Annotated in this window: 14 protein-coding genes; 12 read left to right on the top strand and 2 right to left on the bottom strand. The window is 71.3% G+C overall.

The window, feature by feature from the left end; genetic code table 11:
* Positions 1-94 precede the first annotated feature (94 nt).
* The 5 genes from HNR19_RS20085 to HNR19_RS20065 all read left to right on the top strand — a co-directional run bounded on the left by HNR19_RS20085 (position 95) and on the right by HNR19_RS20065 (position 5,273).
* Positions 95-1,285, top strand: coding sequence for an ABC transporter substrate-binding protein (locus HNR19_RS20085; protein WP_343047290.1), 1,191 nt, complete (start codon positions 95-97; stop codon positions 1,283-1,285).
* Positions 1,269-2,441 (top strand): ABC transporter ATP-binding protein, encoded by a 1,173-nt coding sequence (locus HNR19_RS20080; RefSeq protein WP_179669556.1) that lies wholly within the window; start codon positions 1,269-1,271, stop codon positions 2,439-2,441. The genes HNR19_RS20085 and HNR19_RS20080 overlap by 17 nt, the downstream gene beginning before the upstream one ends.
* 3 nt (positions 2,442-2,444) lie before the next feature.
* Positions 2,445-3,302: an ABC transporter permease gene (locus HNR19_RS20075; RefSeq protein ID WP_179669555.1), complete on the top strand. Its 858-nt coding sequence runs from the start codon at positions 2,445-2,447 to the stop codon at positions 3,300-3,302.
* Positions 3,302-4,105: an ABC transporter permease gene (locus HNR19_RS20070; protein WP_179669554.1), complete on the top strand. Its 804-nt coding sequence runs from the start codon at positions 3,302-3,304 to the stop codon at positions 4,103-4,105. The genes HNR19_RS20075 and HNR19_RS20070 overlap by 1 nt, the downstream gene beginning before the upstream one ends.
* A gap of 100 nt (positions 4,106-4,205) precedes the next feature.
* Positions 4,206-5,273 carry a type IV toxin-antitoxin system AbiEi family antitoxin domain-containing protein gene (locus HNR19_RS20065; protein ID WP_179669553.1) on the top strand — a complete coding sequence of 356 codons (1,068 nt, stop codon included), beginning with the start codon at positions 4,206-4,208 and terminating at the stop codon, positions 5,271-5,273.
* A 157-nt stretch (positions 5,274-5,430) separates the two neighbouring features.
* On the opposite strand, the gene HNR19_RS20060 is transcribed toward HNR19_RS20065, so the two are convergent.
* Together HNR19_RS20060 and HNR19_RS20055 are read right to left on the bottom strand one after the other, a co-directional pair.
* Entirely contained in the window at positions 5,431-5,985 is a 555-nt protein-coding gene (locus HNR19_RS20060) for a calcium-binding protein (protein ID WP_179669552.1), read from the bottom strand.
* Between the two features lie 20 nt (positions 5,986-6,005).
* Positions 6,006-7,403: an aspartate aminotransferase family protein gene (locus tag HNR19_RS20055; protein WP_179669551.1), complete on the bottom strand. Its 1,398-nt coding sequence runs from the start codon at positions 7,401-7,403 to the stop codon at positions 6,006-6,008.
* 133 nt (positions 7,404-7,536) lie between these two features.
* Here HNR19_RS20055 and HNR19_RS20050 point away from each other — a divergent pair, with 133 nt between their 5' ends.
* The 7 genes from HNR19_RS20050 (at position 7,537) to HNR19_RS20020 (ending at position 19,711) form a co-directional block, all read left to right on the top strand.
* On the top strand, positions 7,537-8,991 hold the full coding sequence (locus HNR19_RS20050) for a gamma-aminobutyraldehyde dehydrogenase (protein ID WP_179669550.1): 1,455 nt from the start codon (positions 7,537-7,539) through the stop codon (positions 8,989-8,991).
* Between the two features lie 265 nt (positions 8,992-9,256).
* The gene (locus tag HNR19_RS20045) at positions 9,257-11,080 is read left to right on the top strand and encodes a phosphoenolpyruvate carboxykinase (GTP) (RefSeq protein ID WP_179669549.1); all 1,824 of its coding nucleotides are present in this window, start codon (positions 9,257-9,259) and stop codon (positions 11,078-11,080) included.
* Between the two features lie 116 nt (positions 11,081-11,196).
* Positions 11,197-12,363: a zinc-binding dehydrogenase gene (locus tag HNR19_RS20040; protein ID WP_179669548.1), complete on the top strand. Its 1,167-nt coding sequence runs from the start codon at positions 11,197-11,199 to the stop codon at positions 12,361-12,363.
* Positions 12,364-12,430: 67 nt separating this feature from the next.
* Positions 12,431-14,095, top strand: a complete 1,665-nt coding sequence (locus tag HNR19_RS20035; protein WP_179669547.1) for a LamG domain-containing protein — start codon at positions 12,431-12,433, stop codon at positions 14,093-14,095.
* A 78-nt stretch (positions 14,096-14,173) separates the two neighbouring features.
* Positions 14,174-15,763, top strand: a complete 1,590-nt coding sequence (locus tag HNR19_RS20030; protein ID WP_179669546.1) for a LamG domain-containing protein — start codon at positions 14,174-14,176, stop codon at positions 15,761-15,763.
* A 298-nt stretch (positions 15,764-16,061) separates the two neighbouring features.
* Positions 16,062-19,133: an MMPL family transporter gene (locus HNR19_RS20025; RefSeq protein WP_179669545.1), complete on the top strand. Its 3,072-nt coding sequence runs from the start codon at positions 16,062-16,064 to the stop codon at positions 19,131-19,133.
* Positions 19,130-19,711 (top strand): WHG domain-containing protein, encoded by a 582-nt coding sequence (locus HNR19_RS20020; RefSeq protein WP_179669544.1) that lies wholly within the window; start codon positions 19,130-19,132, stop codon positions 19,709-19,711. The genes HNR19_RS20025 and HNR19_RS20020 overlap by 4 nt, the downstream gene beginning before the upstream one ends.
* The last annotated feature ends 40 nt before the right edge of the window (positions 19,712-19,751 follow it).

The raw sequence follows: 19,751 nt of genomic DNA, 5'->3' as shown, positions 1-19,751 counted from the left end.
CAACGGTCGCACTGGACGCGGAATCCGTTGCAATCATGTTTCGGCGCAACCGGATCGCTTGTCAGCGGGGCGACGCGGTGGCAGAGTCCCCGCTGTGAGTGAGCAACCAGCCCGTCGCTCGACGTTGTCGCGCCGGGGGTTCCTCAAGGCCGGGGGTGCGCTCGGGTTCGCGGGGCTCAGCGCTGCCGCCCTCAACCTGCCGTTCTTCGACGTCGACGGCGTCAGCCAGTCGGCGGCAGCCTGCCGCGCGCCCGACGTGTCGGAGACCGAGCGGGAGCTGATCATCTCCAACTGGACGGGCTACATCGACCCGCGCCGGGCCGAGGGCAGCACCCTGAGCCGGTTCCAGGCCGAGACCGGGATCGCGGTGACCTACAACGTCGACGTCAACGACAACGCCGAGTTCTACGCCAAGGTGAAGAACCAGCTCGGCGAGTGCGAGCCGATCGACCGCGACATGATCATCCTGACCGACTGGATGGCCGCGCGGATGATCAACCTCGGCTGGATCCAGCCGCTCGACGCCGACCGCATCCCCAACGTCCACGCCAACGTGATCGAGCCGCTGCGCGGCGTCGCGTGGGACCCCGACTTCAAGTACCACGCGCCCTGGCAGAGCGGCCTGACCGGCATCGCCTACAACGCAGCCGAGGTCGGCGAGGTGGGCAGCTTCGAGGAGCTCATCTCGCGCCCGGACCTGAAGGGCCGGATCACGCTGCTCTCCGAGATGGCCGACACCATGGGCTTCATGCTCCTGGTCACCGGGGCGGACCCGGAGAACTTCGACGACGACGACTGGGCCAACGCGATCGACCGGATGCGGCAGGTCGTCCAGGACGGCCAGCTGCGGCAGATCGCCGGCAACAACTACCTCCAGCAGCTGGCCCAGGGCAGCATCGTCGCGTGCGAGGCGTGGTCGGGCGACGTCATCCAGGCGCAGTACGACAACCCGGACATCAAGTTCGTCGTGCCCGAGGAGGGCCTGGCTCTCTGGAGCGACAACATGATGGTGCCCAACAAGGCGACCCACCAGGCCAACGCGGAGACGTGGATGGACTTCTACTACCGCCCCGAGATCGCGGCCAAGCTCGCGTCGTGGGTCAACTACATCTGTCCGGTCCAGGGTGCGCAGCAGGAGATGGAGAAGATCGACGCGTCGCTCGTCGACAACCCGTTGATCTTCCCCGACGCCGAGATGCTGTCGAACACCTGGGACTTCATGGCGCTCACCGACGAGCAGCAGCAGAAGTACGAAGGGGAGTGGGCCGATGTCATCGCTGGATGAGTCCGTCACCGAGGGGGCGACCGGGCAGGCCGCGGCGTCGTACGACGGCCTTCGGCTGACCGCGCTGACGAAGCGCTACCCCAACGGCTTCACCGCCGTGCGCGGCATCGACCTCGACGTGCCGCGGGGCTCGTTCTTCGCGCTGCTCGGGCCGTCCGGGTGCGGCAAGACGACGACCCTGCGGATGGTCGCGGGCCTCGAGTCCCCGACGTCGGGGTCGATCGAGCTGGCCGGCAACGACATCACCGGCGCCAAGCCCTACCGGCGCCCGGTCAACACCGTGTTCCAGAACTACGCGCTCTTCCCGCACCTCGACATCTTCGAGAACGTCGCGTTCGGCATGCGCCGGCGCAAGGTCGCCGACGTGGACGCGAAGGTCGGCGAGATGCTCGACCTGGTCGAGCTCGGGCCGCAAGCACGCAAGAAGCCGGCCCAGCTCTCGGGTGGCCAGCAGCAGCGGGTGGCGCTCGCGCGGGCGCTGGTCAACCAGCCCGAGGTGCTGCTGCTCGACGAGCCGCTCGGCGCGCTCGACCTCAAGCTGCGCAGGTCGATGCAGATCGAGCTCAAGCGGATCCAGACCGAGGTCGGGCTCACGTTCGTCCACGTGACCCACGACCAGGAGGAGGCCATGACCATGGCCGACACGGTCGCGGTCATGAACGCGGGCGTCATCGAGCAGATGGGCTCGCCGGCGGAGCTCTACGAGAACCCGCGGAGCACGTTCGTCGCCAACTTCCTCGGTCAGTCCAACCTCATCGGCGGCAGCGTCGTACGACGGGACGCCGACGTGGTGACCGTCGACATGCAGGGCATCCACGTGTCGGTGCCGGCGGCGCGCGTGCACACCGACGGCGACCAGGGGTGGGTCGGGATCCGGCCCGAGAAGGTGCTCGTCGGCGACGCGGGCGCCGAGCTCGACGCGCCCGGCAACACCATCCCCGGCGGCGTCGTGAGCGACGTCAGCTTCGTCGGGGTCAGCACGCAGTACCTCGTCCGGATGCCCTGGGGGCAGGAGCTGACCGTGTTCGCGCAGAACACCGGCCGCTCCAAGATCTTCTCCGTCGGCGAGCAGGTCGAGCTGTCGTGGCGGCCGGAGTATGCATTCCTCCTCGACCGCTCGCAGGACGTCAACGCCGGCGCCGAGGAAGGGGCCTGATCGATGGCGGAGACCGGGCGGCGCCGAGGACCCGCCGGCTACCTGCTGATGGTGCCGGCCGTGGTGTGGCTGGGCCTGTTCTTCGTCATCCCGTTCTACTCGCTCGTCGCCGCCAGCCTCTACGACCCCGGCGGGTCGGACGAGAAGGGCTGGGACATGTCGTGGGCGTTCGGCAACTACCCCGACGCCTGGGACCGCTACTGGGAGCCGCTCCTCCGCTCGATCGTGTACGGCGGCATCGCCACGCTGATCTGCCTGGTGTTGGGCTACCTGCTGGCCTACGTCATCGCCTTCAAGGTGGGGCGCTGGAAGACGCTGCTGCTGGTGCTGGTGATCGCGCCGTTCTTCACCAGCTTCCTGGTGCGCACCTTGTCGTGGCAGCTGATCCTCGCCGACGACGGGTGGCTCGTCGACGCGCTGCAGTGGATGGGGATCGTGCGCGGGGAGGGCCTGCTCTACACCGACTTCTCGGTGATCATGGGGCTGGCCTACAACTTCCTGCCGTTCATGGTGCTGCCGCTCTTCGCGAGCATCGACAAGATCGACCCGAGGCTGATCGAGGCGTCGAGCGACCTCTACTCCAACCCGGTGGTCGGGTTCTTCAAGGTCACGTGGCCGCTGTCGCTGCCGGGTGTCGTGTCCGGCACGCTGCTGACCTTCATCCCGGCAGCCGGTGACTACATCAACGCCCAGCTGCTGGGCAACACCGGCACCACCGTCATCGGCTCGGTGATCGAGCTCCAGGCGACCGACGCCAACCAGCCGCAGGTCGCGGCCGCGCTGGCGATGACGCTGATGGTGCTGATCGTCGGCATGGTGCTCGTCTACGTGCGCCGGGCAGGGACGGAGGAGCTCTTCTGATGCGGTGGTTGCGCGAGCACCTGGTGCTCATCCTCGGCCTGGCGGTGCTGGTCTACACGTTCGTGCCGATCGCGGTGGTCGTGCTGATGAGCTTCAACGAGCCCGCGTCGCGCGGGGTCTACTCGTTCGACGGGTTCACCCTCGACAACTGGCTCGACCCGTGCGCCGACCCGACGATGTGCGAGTCGCTCGGTCTCTCGATCCGCGTGGCCCTGCTCGCGACCCTGGTCGCGACCGTGATCGGCACGCTGGCCGCCTTCGCGCTGGTGCGGTGGGACTTCGCCGGCCGCTCGTCGTCCAACATCCTGATCTTCCTGCCGATGGCCGCGCCCGAGATCGTGCTCGGCTCGTCGCTGCTGACGCTCTTCGTGCAGGCGGGATTCGCGGGCCAGCTGGGGTTCTGGACGATCTTCATCGCCCACGTGATGTTCTGCCTGTCGTTCGTCGTCGTCACCGTCCGCTCGCGGCTGGCCGGGATGGACGACACCCTCGAGCAGGCCGCGCAGGACCTCTACGCGACGCCGTCGCAGACGTTCTGGCGGATCACGTTCCCGCTGGTGCTGCCCGGCATCCTCGGCGCCGCACTGCTGAGCTTCTCGCTCTCGTTCGACGACTTCATCATCACGAACTTCAACTCCGGCAGCGACGTCACCTTCCCCATGTACGTCTGGGGCCAGGCCCGCGTCGGCGTCCCCATGCAGGTCAACGTCGTCGGCACCCTCATGCTCGTGATCTCCCTCGTCATCGTCGTCGGCGGCGAGATCGCCTCGCGGCGCCGTACCCGCGCCCTCGCAACCGTCTGACTGCCGAACCGGCAGGGTTGGCGGGCCGAACCGGCAGGGTTCGGGGTGCGAACTGGCACCTTGCGGGGTTCGACCCGGCACACCTCGGGGCTCCAGAGAGGTGGGCAGGGCCTGGGCCACCCGGGTTCTGGGCTTGTTTCCACAGCCCGCTGCGCGCTCGGTTTTCGTGGTACGACGCCGCGGGCACCCCGTCTGCATGACCCAGGCGTTTCCACCCGACATGCCTTTCACCGCGGCCGACGCCCTGGCCCGCGGCGTGACACCGGACCGACTGCGATGGCTCGTTCGGTGCGGGGTCGTCAAACAGTTGCTGTACGGCGTCTACGTGCCCGGCCACTGGGAGGACACCCCGGCGACGCGGGCTGCCGCAGCCGCTCACGTCCTGCCGCCGCATTGCGTGGTCTCTGACCGCTCCGCCGCCGGCCTGCACGGTATCGACGTCCTCGACTACGCCGAGCTCGACGTGACGCCCCAGCTCGAGGTCGTGTCGATCGGCGGCGCGACCCGGACGCGGCGGATGGGTGTGCTGGGCGGCCAGCGCGAGCTGCTCCCGGACGAGGTGATGACCCTCGGCGACATCCTGGTAACGACCCCAGAGCGCACTGCCTGCGACCTCGGCTGCCTCAGAGGCCGCCACCGCGCGTTCGGCGCGATCGAGGCGTTCCGGACGAAGTTCGACCTGAGCCAGGCGAGCCTGAAGCGATTGTTGCCCCGGTTCGCCGGTCGCCGGGGTGTCATCCAGCTCCGAGAGCTGATCGGGCTCAGTCGGATAGGAGCGGACTCGCAGCCGGAGTCGTGGGTGGCCATCGACCTGCACGACGAGGGATTTCCGATGCCGGCCGCGCAGGTGTGGGTTCAGGTCCCGGGCTGGGGCCGCGCCAAGGTCGAGAACGCATACGAGCACCTCCGCGTCGCCGTTGAGTACGACGGCGAGGAGCATCACTCGGAGGAACCCGACATCGCGCACGACGCCGCCCGCCGTGAGGCCTTGCGGGCGGCGGCCGACTGGATCATCGTCGTCGTGCGGAAGAACGGGTTCAGCGGCGAGGGCCGCGTGCAGTGGCTCGCCGAGTTCTCGGGCGCCTACGCCGGCCGGGCGCCTTGGCCGACGACCAAGCGCATCTACGCGCGCGCTCCCGATCAGTCCTATCGCGGGCGCCGTCGCTGATCAGTGGCCGTCGGGCGTCGTACCCCGGACGGCGCCAGTTCGCACCCCGAAGCGCGCCAGTTCGCACCCCGAAGCCCGCCAGTTCGCATCCCGACGTGTGCCGGTTCGCACCCCGAAGTGTGCCGGTTCGGCCCGCCAACCGTGCCGGTTCGTCGGGTCAGCGGGCGTCGGGGGTCAGGCTGACGAGGGTGTCGTCGCCGCGGCCGCCGCGGCCGGAGTCGGCGCCGGGGCCGCCGTGGAGGTAGTCGTCGCCGTCTCCGCCCTTGAGGTGGTCGGAGCCGCGATTGCCGTAGACGGAGTCGTCGCCGTTCTCGGCGCGGACGAAGTCGTCGCCGCGCTTGCCGCGGATGAAGTCGCGGCCCGGGCCGCCGCCGAGGTCGTCGTCGCCGGTGCTGCCGCGCACCTGGTCGTTGCCGCCGCCGCCGTGCGCCTCGCCAGGCCCCGTGAGCAGGAGGGCGTCGTCGCCGCCCTCGCCCCAGATGTCGGTGCCGCACACGACGTCGTGGCCGCCCTTGGCGTGCACGGTCCCGGTGGCGACGATGACGTCCTCGCCCGGCGTGCCGTCCACCGGGTCGCCGGACAGGTCGACGATCGTCGCGTCCAGCCCCGCGCAGGTCGGGGCCTCCTCGCCCGCGCCGGCGGGGCCGGTCGCGAGCACCGGGCAGAGCGCCAGTACGGCGACGACGCCGCTGCGGAGACCTGTGTCGTTCATCTCCGCATCATGCACCCGGATCAGATCAGCGACCACGCCTTGTCGAGGACGGTGCGCAGGATCTGCTCCATCTCGTCGAAGTGCTCCTGGGTGGAGACCAGCGGCGGTGAGAGCTGGATGACCGGGTCGCCGCGGTCGTCGGCACGGCAGTAGAGGCCGGCGTCGTACAGCGCCTTGGAGACGAACCCGTAGAGGATGCGGTCGCACTCGTCGTGGGTGAACGTCTCCTTGGTGCCCTTGTCCTTGACGAGCTCGATCCCGTAGAAGAACCCCTCGCCGCGCACGTCGCCGACGATCGGCAGGTCCAGCAGCCGCTCGAGGGTCGCGCGGAAGGCCGGCGCGTTGGCCTGGACGTGGTCGAGGACTCCCTCGTCCTCGAAGATCTGCATGTTCTTCAGGCCGATGGCCGAAGCGACCGGGTGGCCGCCGAACGTGTAGCCGTGGGCGAACATCGACGAGCCCGTCGAGAACGGCTCGAACAGCCGGTCGGAGGCGACCATCGCGCCGAGCGGCGCGTAGCCGGAGGTGAGCCCCTTGGCGGAGGTGATGATGTCGGGCTGGTAGCCGAAGCGGGTCGCGCCGAACATCTCGCCGAGCCGGCCGTAGGCGCAGATCACCTCGTCGGAGACCAGCAGTACGTCGTGCCGGTCGCAGATCTCGCGGACCCGCTGGAAGTAGCCCGGCGGCGGCGGGAAGCACCCGCCGGCGTTCTGCACCGGCTCGAGGAAGACCGCGGCCACGGTCTCGGCGCCCTCGTTGAGGATCGCGACCTCGATCTGGTCGGCGGCCCAGCGGCCGAACGCCTCGGGGTCGGACCCGTCGAGGAGGCCGCCGGTGATGTCGTCGGCGCGGTAGACGTTGGTGTTGGGCACCCGGAACGTCGAGGGCACCAGCGGCTCGAACTGCGCCTTGAGGCCCGGCAGGCCGGTGATCGAGAGCGCACCCTGGGTAGTGCCGTGGTAGGCGATCGCGCGGCTGATGACCTTGTGCTTCATCGGCTTGCCGGTGAGCTTGAAGTAGTTCTTCGCCAGCTTCCAGGCGCTCTCGACGGCCTCGCCGCCGCCGGAGGTGAAGAAGACGCGGTTGAGGTCGCCGGGGGCGTAGCCCGCGACCTTGTCGGCGAGCTCGATCGCCGCCGGGTGGGCATAGGACCACAGCGGCATGAACGCCAGCGTCTCGGCCTGCTTGGCCGCGGCCTCGGCGAGGTCGCGCCGGCCGTGGCCCAGCTGGGAGACGAACAGGCCGGCCAGCCCGTCGAGGTAGCGCTTGCCGTGGCTGTCGTAGAGATAGACGCCCTCGCCGCGCACGATCACCGGCACGTCATGGTCGGGACCGTCCCCGACGTACCGCCCGTGCTGGGTGAAGTGCATCCACAGGTGGTCCTTGGCGGCGCGCTGCAGCTGGGTGTCGTCGAGCATGGTCACCATGGTGATCGATGTACCCACCTTCTGCAAGTGAATCCGTTGCGTACGACGCCGCAGGCGACGAATCCGAACGAAAACCGCGGTCTCTCCCTCCTGATTTCGTCGGTCGCTGGCTAGAGTCGGGCGCATGACCACCGCTTCCGGCCAGTCCTTCAAGAACGTCATCAACGGCGAGCTCGTCGACGCCGCAGAGGGTGCGACGTACGACGTCGTCGACCCGGCGACCGGGGAGGTCTACGCGCGCGCCCCGCTGTCCGGCGCCGCCGACCTCGACAAGGCGTACGGCGCCGCGGACGCCGCGTTCGAGGGCTGGGCCTACGCGACGCCGAAGGAGCGGGCGACGGCGCTGTTGAAGATCGCCGACGCGATCGACGCGCGCGCCGAGGAGATCTGCCGGGTGGAGGTCGCCGACACCGGCAAGCCGTTCCAGATCACGATGGACGAGGAGATGGGGATGGCCTCGGACCACTTCCGCTTCTTCGCCGGAGCGACGCGGGTGCTCGAGGGCAAGTCGGCGGGGGAGTACCTCGAGGACCACACCAGCTGGATCCGGCGCGAGCCGATCGGCGTCATCGGCCAGGTGACCCCGTGGAACTACCCGCTGATGATGATGATCTGGAAGATCGCGCCCGCCCTCGCGGCCGGCAACACCGTCGTGCTCAAGCCCTCGGACACCACGCCCGCCAGCTCGACCCTGCTCGCCGAGATCTGCCAGGAGTTCCTGCCGCCCGGCGTCCTCAACGTCGTCTGCGGCGACCGCGACACCGGTCGCGCGCTGGTCGCGCACCCCACGCCGCAGATGGTCGCGATCACCGGCTCGGTCCGCGCCGGCATGGAGGTCGCGGGCTCGGCGGCGACCGACCTCAAGCGCGTGCACCTCGAGCTCGGCGGCAAGGCGCCGGTGATCGTGTTCGACGACGCCGACATCGAGAAGGCGGCGGAGGCGATCGCCGTCGCCGGCTACTTCAACGCCGGCCAGGACTGCACCGCCGCCACCCGCGTCCTCGCCGGACCCGGCATCCACGACGAGTTCGTGTCGGCGCTCGCCGAGCAGGCACGCAGCACCCGCACCGGCATGCCCGACGACGAGGACATCCTCTACGGCGCGCTCAACAACGCCGACCAGCTCGCGCGCGTGAAGGGGATGGTCGACCGCCTACCCGACCACGCCACCATCGCCAGCGGTGGCGCCCCTGCCACGGTCGACGGCGGCGCCAACGGCTTCTTCTACGAGCCCACCGTGCTGTCGGGGCTCAGGCAGGACGACGAGCAGATCCAGACCGAGATCTTCGGGCCCGTCATCACCGTCCAGCGGTTCTCCGACGAGGCCGAGGCGCTCGCCTGGGCCAACGGCGTGCAGTACGGCCTGTCCTCCTCGGTGTGGACCAAGGACCACGGCCGGGCGATGCGGATGAGCCGCAAGCTCGACTTCGGCGTCGTGTGGATCAACACCCACATCCCGTTCGTGTCCGAGATGCCGCACGGCGGCTTCAAGCACTCCGGCTACGGCAAGGACCTGTCGATGTACGGCCTCGAGGACTACACCCGCATCAAGCACGTGATGAGCTACATCGGCGAGTGACCTCCGGTCACGAGGACGTACGGCGCGGCCGGCGCCGTACCGGCGGATCTTCGGCTCTCGAGCCGCCCCTGCCGGTTGGCACGATCCAACTTGTGGGAAAGGCCACAACGCCTGTCCGCGATGTGCAGCGAGCCTCTCGCGGGTGGTTCCCTGTCACCCGGGACGACGATGTCCGCAGAGCGGGCAGCGCGACGCCAGCGGCGACCGCGACCTCGGCGTGAGGTAACTTGCCCCCACCCTCAACAGGATCGAAAGGCTGGCTGGCATGGTGGATCTCGAGCGGGTTCTGGACGAAGCGGGGTTGTCGAACACCCACGTCCGGGAGTACGTCGCGCACTGGGCGGGGGTGACCGGTGCGGAGCGCGTGGAGGTAGTCAGCGCGGCTGACGACGCGCGTCTGGTCCAGGAGGCGCTCGCGGCGGGAGAGCTGCTTCCCGCGGGCGACGGCAACTACTACTCCCGGTCCTACTTCAAGGACGTCGCCCGCACCGAGGAGCGCACCGTCGTCGCCACGAGCGACGAGGCCGACAAGGGCGTCTACAACAACTGGAAGCCCGCCTCGGAGATGAAGCCGAAGCTCATCGAGCTGATGACCGGCGCCTCCGCGGGCAAGACGATGTACGTCATCCCCTACCTGATGTCGCCGAAGGGCTCCCCGCTCGAGAAGTTCGCCGCGGGCGTCGAGCTCACCGACAACATCAACGTCGTGCTCCAGATGATCCGCATGTCGCGGGTCGGCGTGGAGTACATCAACGACCTCGGCGACAACTTCGTGAAGGCCGTTCACGTCACCGGCGACCTCCCGAACCTCGGCCAGGGCACGCCCGACGACAAGCGCAACTTCGTGACCGTCGCCGACGAGCGCACGATCCTGCACTTCGGTTCGTCGTACGGCGGCAACGCGCTCCTGGGCAAGATCGCCCACGGCCTGCGCCAGGGTGCCTACGACGGCTGGAAGAACGGCTTCCTCGTCGAGCAGTTCATGCTGCTGGGCATCACCGACAAGGAGACCGGCGCGAAGTACAACATCTGCGGCGGCTTCCCGTCGGCCTCGGGCAAGACCAACCTCGCGATGACGCTCGCTCCCGACGCGCTCGGCGACCGCTACTACGTCGAGTTCTACGGCGACGACATCGCGTGGATCTGGGTCGACGAGGACGGCGTGCTCCGCGGCTTCAACCCGGAGAACGGCGTGTTCGGCGTCGCCAAGGACACCAACGAGAAGACCAACCCCACGGCGATCGACTCGATCAAGCCCGGTGTCGGCGCGATCTTCACCAACGTCGCCTACAACGAGAAGACCCAGGAGGTCTGGTGGGAGGGTCGCGGCGACAAGCCGACCGACCTCGACGGCTGGCTCGACTGGAAGGGTGAGCGGATCGCGGACCGTCCGGCCGAGGAGGCCGACGCCCCGTGGGCGCACCCCAACAGCCGCTTCACCACCACCCTGGCCAACGTCCCCAACGTGGCCAAGGACTTCGAGGACCCGGCGGGCGTCGAGATCCACGGCATCATCTTCGGTGGCCGCACCCGCGACCGCGAGCCGCTGATCCGCGCGATCAACGACGTGGCCGAGGGCGTCTACGACGGCCTCACCCTGGGTGCCGAGGCGACCGCCGCGACCGACGGTCTCGAGGGCGTGCTCCGCTACGACCCGATGTCGATGCGCCCGTTCATGTCCTACTCCGAGGCCGACTACGCCCAGCACTGGCTCGACGTCATCGGCGCGGCCAAGGAGAAGCCGGTCTTCGCGCACGTCAACTGGTTCCAGCGCGGCGACGACGGCCGCTTCCTGTGGCCGGGCTACCGCGAGAACCTGCGCCCGCTGCTGTGGCTGATGCAGTACAAGAACGGCGAGGTCAAGGGCGTGGAGACGCCGGTCGGCGTGATCCCGGCCCGCGAGGAGCTCAACCTCGACGGCCTCGACGAGCAGGCGCTGGCCGACCTCGACACGATCCTCACGATCGACAAGGCCCGCTGGCAGCAGGAGATGGGCTTCCGCGAGAAGCACCTCGCCCAGTTCGACGGCCTGCCCGAGGCGATCTGGGAGGCCCACCGCCGGGTCGCCGAGGCGCTCGACAAGTCCTAGGTCGAATCACCCCTCATGGTTCGTCGAATCGCCCCTCGTGGTCGCCGTTGCGCCACGGGGGGGCGATTCGCATGACCATGAAGGTCAACTCGACGAACCACGAGAGGTAACTCGACATGAGGGCGGTCACCTGCCACCAGAGCAAGCTCGAGGTCGCCGAGGTGGCCGACCTGGTCCCGGCCCGGGGGCAGCTGCTCCTCGACGTCGAGCGGTGCGGCATCTGCGGCTCCGACCTGCACGCCCGCACCCACGGTGACGAGACGGCGCGCGACGTCGCCGAGCTCGGCTACGACGGCTTCATGCGCTCCGACCAGCACGTGGTCATGGGCCACGAGTTCGTCGGCACCGTCGCCGACTACGGCCCGCGCACCAAGAAGGCGTGGCCGGTCGGCACCCGGGTCGTCGCGCTCCCGGTGCTGAAGACCGACGGTCAGATCCACCTGACCGGCCTCTCGCAGGACGCGCCGGGAGGGTACGGCGAGCAGGTGCTCACGCAGCAGGCGATGACCTTCCGGGTGCCCGACGAGGTCCCGGTCGAGGCCGCCGCGCTGACCGAGCCGATGGCGGTCGCCCTGCACGCCGTGCGCAAGGGCCAGGTGGGCGCGAAGGACGTCGCCGTGGTGCTGGGATGCGGACCGATCGGGCTCGCGGTGATCTTGATGCTCAAGGCCAGCGGCGTGCGCCACGTGATCGCCAGCGACTTCTCCGCCGGCCGCCGCGCGCTCGCCGAGAAGTGCGGCGCCGACGTCGTCGTCGACCCCGCGGTCGAGTCGCCGTGGTCGTCGTTCGAGGAGTCCAGCCGCTACCTGACCAACCCGGTCGCCCTCGCCGAGGTCGGCATCGACGCGATGGCCAAGCTCCGCGCCGTGCCGCTGCTCCCGTGGGCCCACCTGATGCGCGCCGCCGAGAAGGCAGGGGCGACGCCCCGCGGCCCGGTGGTGTTCGAGTGCGTCGGCGTGCCCGGGATGATCGAGCACGCCATCTCCTCCGCCCCGCTGCTCACCCGCATCGTCGTCGTCGGCGTGTGCATGGGCGCCGACTCGTTCCGCCCGTCGATGGCGATCAACAAGGAGGTCGAGCTGCGGTTCGCCTTCGCCTACGACCCCGCGGAGTTCCACCAGACGCTGCAGTGGATCGCGAGCGGCAAGGTCGACGTGCTGCCGCTGGTCACCGGTACCGTCGGCCTCGGCGGGGTCGCCGCGGCGTTCGAGGCGCTCGGCGATCCCGAGCGGCACGCGAAGATTCTGATCGATCCGTCGTCCGATCTAGAGTCTCCCGCCTGACGCCTCAGGTAGGGGCGTCGCTGTCCGTACGGGCAGTCAACGTCGTCTGCTTGCAAGGGAAGTCTCGGTGACCGTCCGTCGCCTGCGCGCCGCCGCCATCGCACTCGTCGCCACCCTCTGCCTGGTCGCAACCGTCTCGGTCGTCGAGCCCGCCCCGGTCGGCGCGCACGCCGCCCACCCCGCCAGCGTGAAGCCCGGCAAGCAGGACGAGCGCCGTCACCACCAGCTCGGCACCCTGTCCGTCAGCCCGAAGAAGTACTACGCCGGCCAGGGCGTCCGCTTCAGCGGCACGCTCCCCGAGCGCGGCGTACGACGGGTCTGGCTGGAGTTCCACATGAACCGCCCGGGCGACCGCTGGACCCGCGTCGAGGGCTCGATGCGCCGTACCGACCGGGCGGGCAGGTTCTCGTTCCGCCACCCGGCGCCGGGCATGTACAACATCAAGCTGCGCGTGAGCTCCGCCGCCGGCTCCACCCGGCCCCGGCTCTTCCACGCGGTCGACGAGATGATGACGCTCCGGGTGCGGCCGCGCGACGGCGCCTGGCCGGTGCGGCTGGAACGCTCCCGCTACCGCCACTCCACGAGCTATCCCGCCGTCACGGGCGAGCCGTTCACGGTCACCGTCGACACCGCGCCCCACGGCGGGCCCGTGCTCCGGGGCCGTCGCGTCATCCTCCAACGCCGTCTCGACGCCACCACCTGGCGCACGGTCGGCCGGGGTCGGGTCACCCGCTCGGGCACGGTGTCGTTCCGCCAGGACGTGGCGCGCCGCGGCGTCGCCGTCTACCGCGCCCGCACCGACGACTGGCGCCGGGGCCTGAGCAACATCGGGTGGAACACCTCGTTCCCGATCAGCGTCTACGTGCTCGACCGCACCGGCGCCGGTCCCCGGCCGCCGCGCCCGACGTTCGGCCCCCGCAGCAGGCCCGCCCCCCCCCCCGGTGAGCTCGCCCGGCCGCGCGGCGCCGCGGGCGAGCGGTTCGACTGGGGCCGGCCGCTGTTCGACTTCGCGTTCGAGTGGGGCGAGTCGCTGTCCGACCGGCCGCACCGCGGCACTCGGCTCCGCGGTCGATGGAAGGAGACCTCCACCGGCGGCGGCCGCGTGGGACGCCACAACGGCGGACTGTTCCTGGAGTCCAAGTACGGCGTGGTCGCGCCCCGTGACACCGGCCTCGGCGACCGAGGTACGACGGCCGCGACCCTGCGCGGCAACGCGCGCGCGACGGGCCGGTGGGAGGTGCGGATGCGCACGTGGGAGCTGGCCGAGCCCGGCGCGTCGTACCGCGTGAAGGCCGAGCTGGTGCCGGTGAACGCCGCGAAGCGCGCCTGCGGCGCCCGCACCATCACCATCGCCGACATCTCGCCCGGCTCCCGCCAGGTCAGGTACGGCGTCACGACTCCGCGCGACCACCGCGCCTGGCGCGGCCGGCGCAACGACGTCCGGATCCGGCAGGTGCAGCACGCCTATGCCGTCGAGGTGACCGACTCCAGGATCACGTGGTTCCTCGACGGGCGGCCGACTGCGACCGTGCGGAACCGCAAGGCGCTGCCGGGGGTCCCGCTGACCCTGCGGTTCTCCCTCGTCGGCAGCGGCCGGCGGGAGATGCGGCACGCCTACGCCGGCGCGGACTGGATCCGCGGGTGGGACCTCGATCGCGGGCGGTCGGTCCGCGCGCCGAAGCTGCTCCGCTCCGAGCGGCACCAGCTCGGCTGCCGCGGCCCGCGGCGCTGACCGCCGCGGCGTACCCCTCAGGTCGCGACGCCGGCGGCCGAAGGAACGGGCAACGTCACGTCTGCCTGGGGGGACACGGTGACCTTTCGTCGCCTTCGCACTGCTGCAACCGCACTGATCATCGCCGTCTGCCTCGTCGCGGCATTGTCGCCGGACGCGCGGGCGGTGTCCGCCCGACAGGAGGCGACGCTGACCATCGGCGAGTCGGAGTACTACGCCGGCCAGGGCGTCCTCTTCGAGGGCTCGCTCGCGCAGACCGGTGAGCGCCAGATCTGGCTGGAGTTCCACATGAACCGTCCGGGCGACGCCTGGACCGTCGTCCCGGGCTCCACCGCGCGCACCGACCGCAACGGCCGGTTCTCGTTCCGCCACCCGGCACCCGGGATGTACAACATCAGCCTGCGGGTGAGCTCGGCCGTCGGCGCGACGCCCGGCCGGCTGTTCCATGCGCACGACGAGATGACCACGGTCGCGGTCGCGCCTGCCGACGGCACGCTGCCGTTCCGCCCCGACTGGTCCCGGTACCGCGAGTACACGAGCTACCCGGCCGCGGAGGACGAGGCGTTCAGCGTCACTGTCGACACCAGCCCGGAGGGCGGGCCGATCCTCCTCGGTCGCACCGTTGCGCTCGAGGAGCGGGTCGACGCGACCACCTGGCGCAAGGTGACCCAGGGGATCGTCGGGCTCAACGGCACGGTCCGCTTCCAGCGCACGATCAGCGAGCCCGGCGTGCACGTCTACCGCGCCCGCATCGGGGGCTGGCTCGGCTTCGGGAGCGACATCGGCTGGAACACCTCGTTCCCGGTGCACGTCTACGTGCTCAGCCGCCGCGGGGAGGGCGTGCAGCCCGCTCGCGCGACCGAGACCCGCGCGCCCGGGACGACGCAGCCCGCGGGGCGCTCGTCCGAGGGCGGCTCGTCGGGGCAGCGCTACGGCTGGGGCGAGACCCTCTACGACTTCGCCTACGAGTGGGGCGAGTCGCTCAGCGACGCGCCCTACAAGGGCAAGGTCCCGCGCGGCACCTGGGCCGAGACGTCCACCGGCGGCGGGCGCGCCGGCCGGCACAACGGCGGCCTGTTCCTCGAGTCCAAGTACGGCGTGGTCGCGCCGCGCGACGCCGGCCCGGGGGACTTCGGTACGACGGCCGCGACCCTGCGCGGCAACGCCCACGCGACCGGCCGGTGGGAGGTGCGGCTGCGCACCTGGGAGATCGCCGAAGCAGGCGAGTCCTTCCGGGTCCGCGTCGAGCTCGTGCCGGAGGACCCGGCGAAGCGCGCCTGCGGGGCCCGCACCATCACGGTCGCGGAGATCTCCCCGAGCGGCCGCGCCGTGAGGTACGGCGTCACGACGCCCAACAAGCGGCGGGCCTGGACCTCGCAGCGCACGGGCGTGCCGATCAGCCAGGTCCACCACGCCTACGGCGTCGAGGTCACGGGCTCGCGGATCACCTGGCTGCTCGACAGCCAGCCGATCGGGACCGTGCGCAGCCGGGCGGCCCTGCCGAAGGTGCCGCTCACGCTGCGGCTGTCGCTGGTCGGCAGGGGGGACCGCGAGATGCGGCACACCTACGCGGGCGCCGACTGGATCCGCGCCTGGGACCGCAGCAACGGCCGCTCGGTGACGTCGGCGCACCGCCTGCGGGCCGGCCGGCACGACCTCGGCTGCTGACCTCCTGGCCGGGGTCCGGGGCCGCGGCCGCGCTCAGGTGGGACCGGTGGACGACGCCGCGGGGTCGCCCCACACGAGTCGCTTCGTCGTACCACCGGTCCACGGCAGGCAAGCTAGGCCGGACCCCCGACGCAATGTCGACAAAGCGACCCGAGGGACGCTGGAGGTGGGTCCGCTCACAATCGCTTGTGGGTGACTGGAACTTGTTCCTATCGTCGACGGGTCGACCTCCTTGCCACTGGCAAGGAGACCCGTCGTCACGCTGGGCGGGGAGCGTGGCCCGAGGAGCAGGAGCCCCGTGTCAGCCTCCCCTGACAACGCAGACAGCGCCGACCGCGCGCCGTGGATCGCCCGCGTCATCGTCCGCCGCGCCGGCTGGGTCGTCCTGGGCTGGGTCGCGCTGACCGCGGTCCTCAACCTGGTCGTCCCGCAGATCGAGGAGGTCGCCGCGCGCGACTCCTCGGCGATGGTGCCCGAGGACGCGCCGTCGATGGTCGCGGTCACCGCGATGGGCGAGGCGTTCGGCAGCGGCGAGAGCGAGAGCTTCGTCGTGGTCGCGATGGAGCGCACGTCGGGGCTGCGGCCGGCCGACAAGCAGTACGCCGTACGGCTGTCCCGCGAGCTGCGCGCGGACGAGTCCAACGTCGCCTTCGTGCAGGACGTACGGCGACCGGAGCTGCTCGACGCGCTGACCAGCCGTGACGGCGAGGCGCGCTACCTGCTCGTCGGGATCACCGGCGTCACGGGCGCGCCCGCCTCGATCCGGCAGGTCGATGCGGTGCGCGACGTGGCCGACGACCACCGGCCCGACGGGCTCGCGGTCGCCGTCACCGGGCCGACCGCCACGGTCACCGACGTCGCGACCGAGACCGAGGAGAGCATCCTCCGGATCACGATCGTCACCATCGTCGGCATCGGGCTGATCCTGCTGGTCATCTACCGATCGATCGGCGTGATGCTCCTGATCCTCACCGTGGTCGGGCTCGGCCTCGGACTGGCGCGCGCGGTCACCGCGTGGTGCGGCATCGCGGGCGTCTTCACGGTGTCGACGTTCAGCGGTTCGTTCCTCACCGCGGTGGTCCTCGGCGCCGCGACCGACTACGCCGTCTTCCTGCTCGCGCGCTACCACGAGGGCAGGCGCGACGGCCTCGACGCGGACCACGCCGCCGCGCTGGCGACGTCGCGCGTGGGCGCGGTCGTCGCCGGGTCGGCCGTCACCGTCGTGCTCGCCACCTCGGTGATGGCGCTCGCGCACATGGGCATCTTCCGGACCACCGGACCCGCCGTCGCGGTGAGCGTCGCGGTCAACCTCGCGATCAGCCTGTCCCTCACGCCGGCGCTCCTCGCGATCGCCGGCCGCCGCGGCTGGCTGGAGCCCAAGCCGTCGCGGGTGAGCGGGGTCTGGGAGCGGGTGACCGGGCTGGTCGCGGCGCGGCCCGGCCGGATGCTCGTCGCGTCGCTGGTGCCGCTGCTGGCGCTGGCCGCGTTCTACCCGGTGATGGACAAGTCCTACGACCTTCGCGACGCGCAACCGGAGGAGACCGAGAGCAACCTCGGCTACGCGATGCTCGACCGGCACTTCCCGGTCAACGAGGTGCTGCCCGACTACGTGCTGGTCGAGGCCGACCACGACCTGCGCAACGCCCGCGACCTCGCGCTCCTCGAGCGCGCCGCCGCGTCCGCCGAGCAGCAGCCCGGCGTGGTGCTGGTCCGCGGCATCACCCGACCGCTCGGCCGGCCCATCGAGCAGGCGTCCCTCAGCCACCAGTCCGGCATCGTCGGCGAGCGGCTCGGCCGCGCGGGCGAGCGCCTCGAGGAGGGCGAGGACGGTGCCCGCCGCCTGGTCGACGGGGCCGGACAGCTCAGCACCGGCGCCGACCGGCTCGCGTCCGGCAGCGGCCGGCTCGCCGGGGGCGCCCGGCAGGCCGCGGGCGGCGCGGGGCGGATCGCCGACGGCACCGGCGACCTCGCCGCGGGCATCGACCGGCTCCTCGACGGCGCCGAGGCCGCGGCCCGCGGCACCGGCGGCCTGCGCGCCGGGGCCGACGAGCTCGCGGCCGGACTCGACGCCGCCGCCGACCAGGTCGCCCTGGCCGTCGACGGGCTCGGCATGGTCCACGACGCGCTCGCCACCAAGAGCCTCACCTGCGGCCTCGACCCCGCGTGCCGGCAGGCGCGCGACGCCCTCCGCCAGATCTGGGTCGCCGAGCGCGACCAGCTCCTGCCCGGTCTGCGCGACGCCGCGGCGGGCGCCCGGCGCCTCGCCGACGGCACCGGCGACCTCGCTGAGGGTCTCCGCCGGCTGCGGACCGGGCTCGAGCAGGCGCGAGCCGGCGCCGACCGTCTGGCCGACGGCCAGCGCGTCTTCGCCGCCCGCCTCGACGACCTCGCCGACGGCGCCTCCCGGGTCGCCGGAGGCGTCGACCAGCTGGCCGACGGCGCCGGCCAGGTCGCCGGAGGCACCGAGCAGGTCGCGAGCTCGCTGCCCGAGCTCCGTCGCGGCCTCCAGGAGGCCGCGGCCCACCTGCGCCGTACGGCGAGGGTCGGCGACGCGCCCGCTGTCGGTGGGTTCTACCTGCCGCCGACGGCGCTCGAGCGACAGGACTTCGCGGCCGCCGCCCGGCTCTACCTCTCGCCCGACGGTCGCACCGCGCGGATCGCCGTCCTCGGCGCGACCGACGCCTTCGGCCGCGAGGCAGCCGCGCGCACCGTGGAGCTCGAGGAGGCCGTGGCCGAGGCCTTCCGCGGCACCAGGCTGGAAGGCGCAACGGTCAGCACCACCGGCATGGCGAGCACCAACCACGACCTCGCCGACTACTCCGCCGCGGACTTCCGGCTGATCGCGATCTGCGCGCTGGTCGCCGTCTTCCTGGTCCTGCTGGCCCTCCTGCGCAGCATCGTGGCGGCGGGGCTCCTGGTCGGGACGGTGGTGCTGTCCTACGCCTCGGCGGTCGGGCTCGCCGTCCTCGTGTGGCAGGTGCTGCTCGGTCAAGAGCTCGAGTGGACCGTCGCGCCGATCGCCTTCGTGATCCTGGTGGCCGTGGGCGCCGACTACAACCTGCTGCTGACGAAACGGATGCACGAGGAGGCGCCGGACGGGTCGGCGTCCGGGATCGCCCGGGCGACGATCGCGACCGGCGGCGTCATCACGACCGCGGGCCTCATCTTCGCCGCCAGCACGTTCGCGATGATGGCGGCCACGGTCACCACCGTCACGCAGGTCGGGTTCACGATCGGGTGCGGCCTGCTGCTCGACACCTTCGTCGTGCGCTCGCTCCTTGTGCCGGCGCTGGCGACCCTTCTCGGACCGCGACTGTGGTGGCCGCAACGCCCGCCCGGCAAGCGCGTCGCGGAGGTGGCTGCCTCGTGAGCCGCCTCGACGTCCGCCACCGGCTGCTCCGTGCGGCCGAGCAGGAGATCGCCTCCAGCGGCCCGGCTCGGGCGAGCCTGCGAGCGATCGCGCGCCGGGTCGGCGTGTCCCACCAGGCCACGGCGCACCACTTCGAGGACCGGGCCGGGCTGTTCACCGCGCTGGCGGTGGAGGGTCTCGAGCTGCTGCTGGAGCAGACCGAGGCCGCGATCGCGGAGGCGCCGGTCGAGGGCGGTCTGCGGGTGGCCGCCGCCGGGGCGGCGTACGTCGAGTTCGCGTTGGCGCGGCCGACCATGTTCGACCTGATGTTCCGGCCGGAGCTGCTGCACGTCGACGACGAGCGGTTCGTCGCCGCGCGCGAGCGGCACCGCGACCTGATGCTCGCCACGGTCGCGGACGCGCAGGCGACGGGCTGGGGCACCGCCGTACCGACCGCCGAGCTCGCGATGCTCGGCTGGGCCGCGGTGCACGGGCTCGCCGTGCTCCAGCGCGACCAGCTGGTCGGCGCGGTGTATCCGGACGTCGACCCCGACAACATCCTGCCGCGGGTGGTGCACGCGCTCGACGCGCTGGCCTGAAGGTTCGTCGCGCCAACCCTGCCGGTTCGTCGCGCCAACC

Origin of the sequence: Nocardioides thalensis, from assembly GCF_013410655.1 — a bacterium.
GTDB classification, from domain to species: Bacteria; Actinomycetota; Actinomycetes; order Propionibacteriales; family Nocardioidaceae; genus Nocardioides; species Nocardioides thalensis.
The sequence above is the reverse complement of the archived record's forward strand: the minus strand, read 5'-3'. Positions and strand labels throughout refer to the sequence as shown.

What these genes read in the sequence shown, in the direction of transcription:
- HNR19_RS20080 (WP_179669556.1), top strand. Translation starts at nt 1,269, where the DNA reads ATGTCATCGCTGGATGAGTCCGTCACCGAGGGGGCGACCGGGCAGGCC.
- HNR19_RS20075 (WP_179669555.1), top strand. Translation starts at nt 2,445, where the DNA reads ATGGCGGAGACCGGGCGGCGCCGAGGACCCGCCGGCTACCTGCTGATG.
- HNR19_RS20070 (WP_179669554.1), top strand. Translation starts at nt 3,302, where the DNA reads ATGCGGTGGTTGCGCGAGCACCTGGTGCTCATCCTCGGCCTGGCGGTG.
- HNR19_RS20060 (WP_179669552.1), bottom strand. Translation starts at nt 5,985, where the DNA reads ATGAACGACACAGGTCTCCGCAGCGGCGTCGTCGCCGTACTGGCGCTC.
- HNR19_RS20055 (WP_179669551.1), bottom strand. Translation starts at nt 7,403, where the DNA reads ATGCTCGACGACACCCAGCTGCAGCGCGCCGCCAAGGACCACCTGTGG.
- HNR19_RS20050 (WP_179669550.1), top strand. Translation starts at nt 7,537, where the DNA reads ATGACCACCGCTTCCGGCCAGTCCTTCAAGAACGTCATCAACGGCGAG.
- HNR19_RS20045 (WP_179669549.1), top strand. Translation starts at nt 9,257, where the DNA reads ATGGTGGATCTCGAGCGGGTTCTGGACGAAGCGGGGTTGTCGAACACC.
- HNR19_RS20040 (WP_179669548.1), top strand. Translation starts at nt 11,197, where the DNA reads ATGAGGGCGGTCACCTGCCACCAGAGCAAGCTCGAGGTCGCCGAGGTG.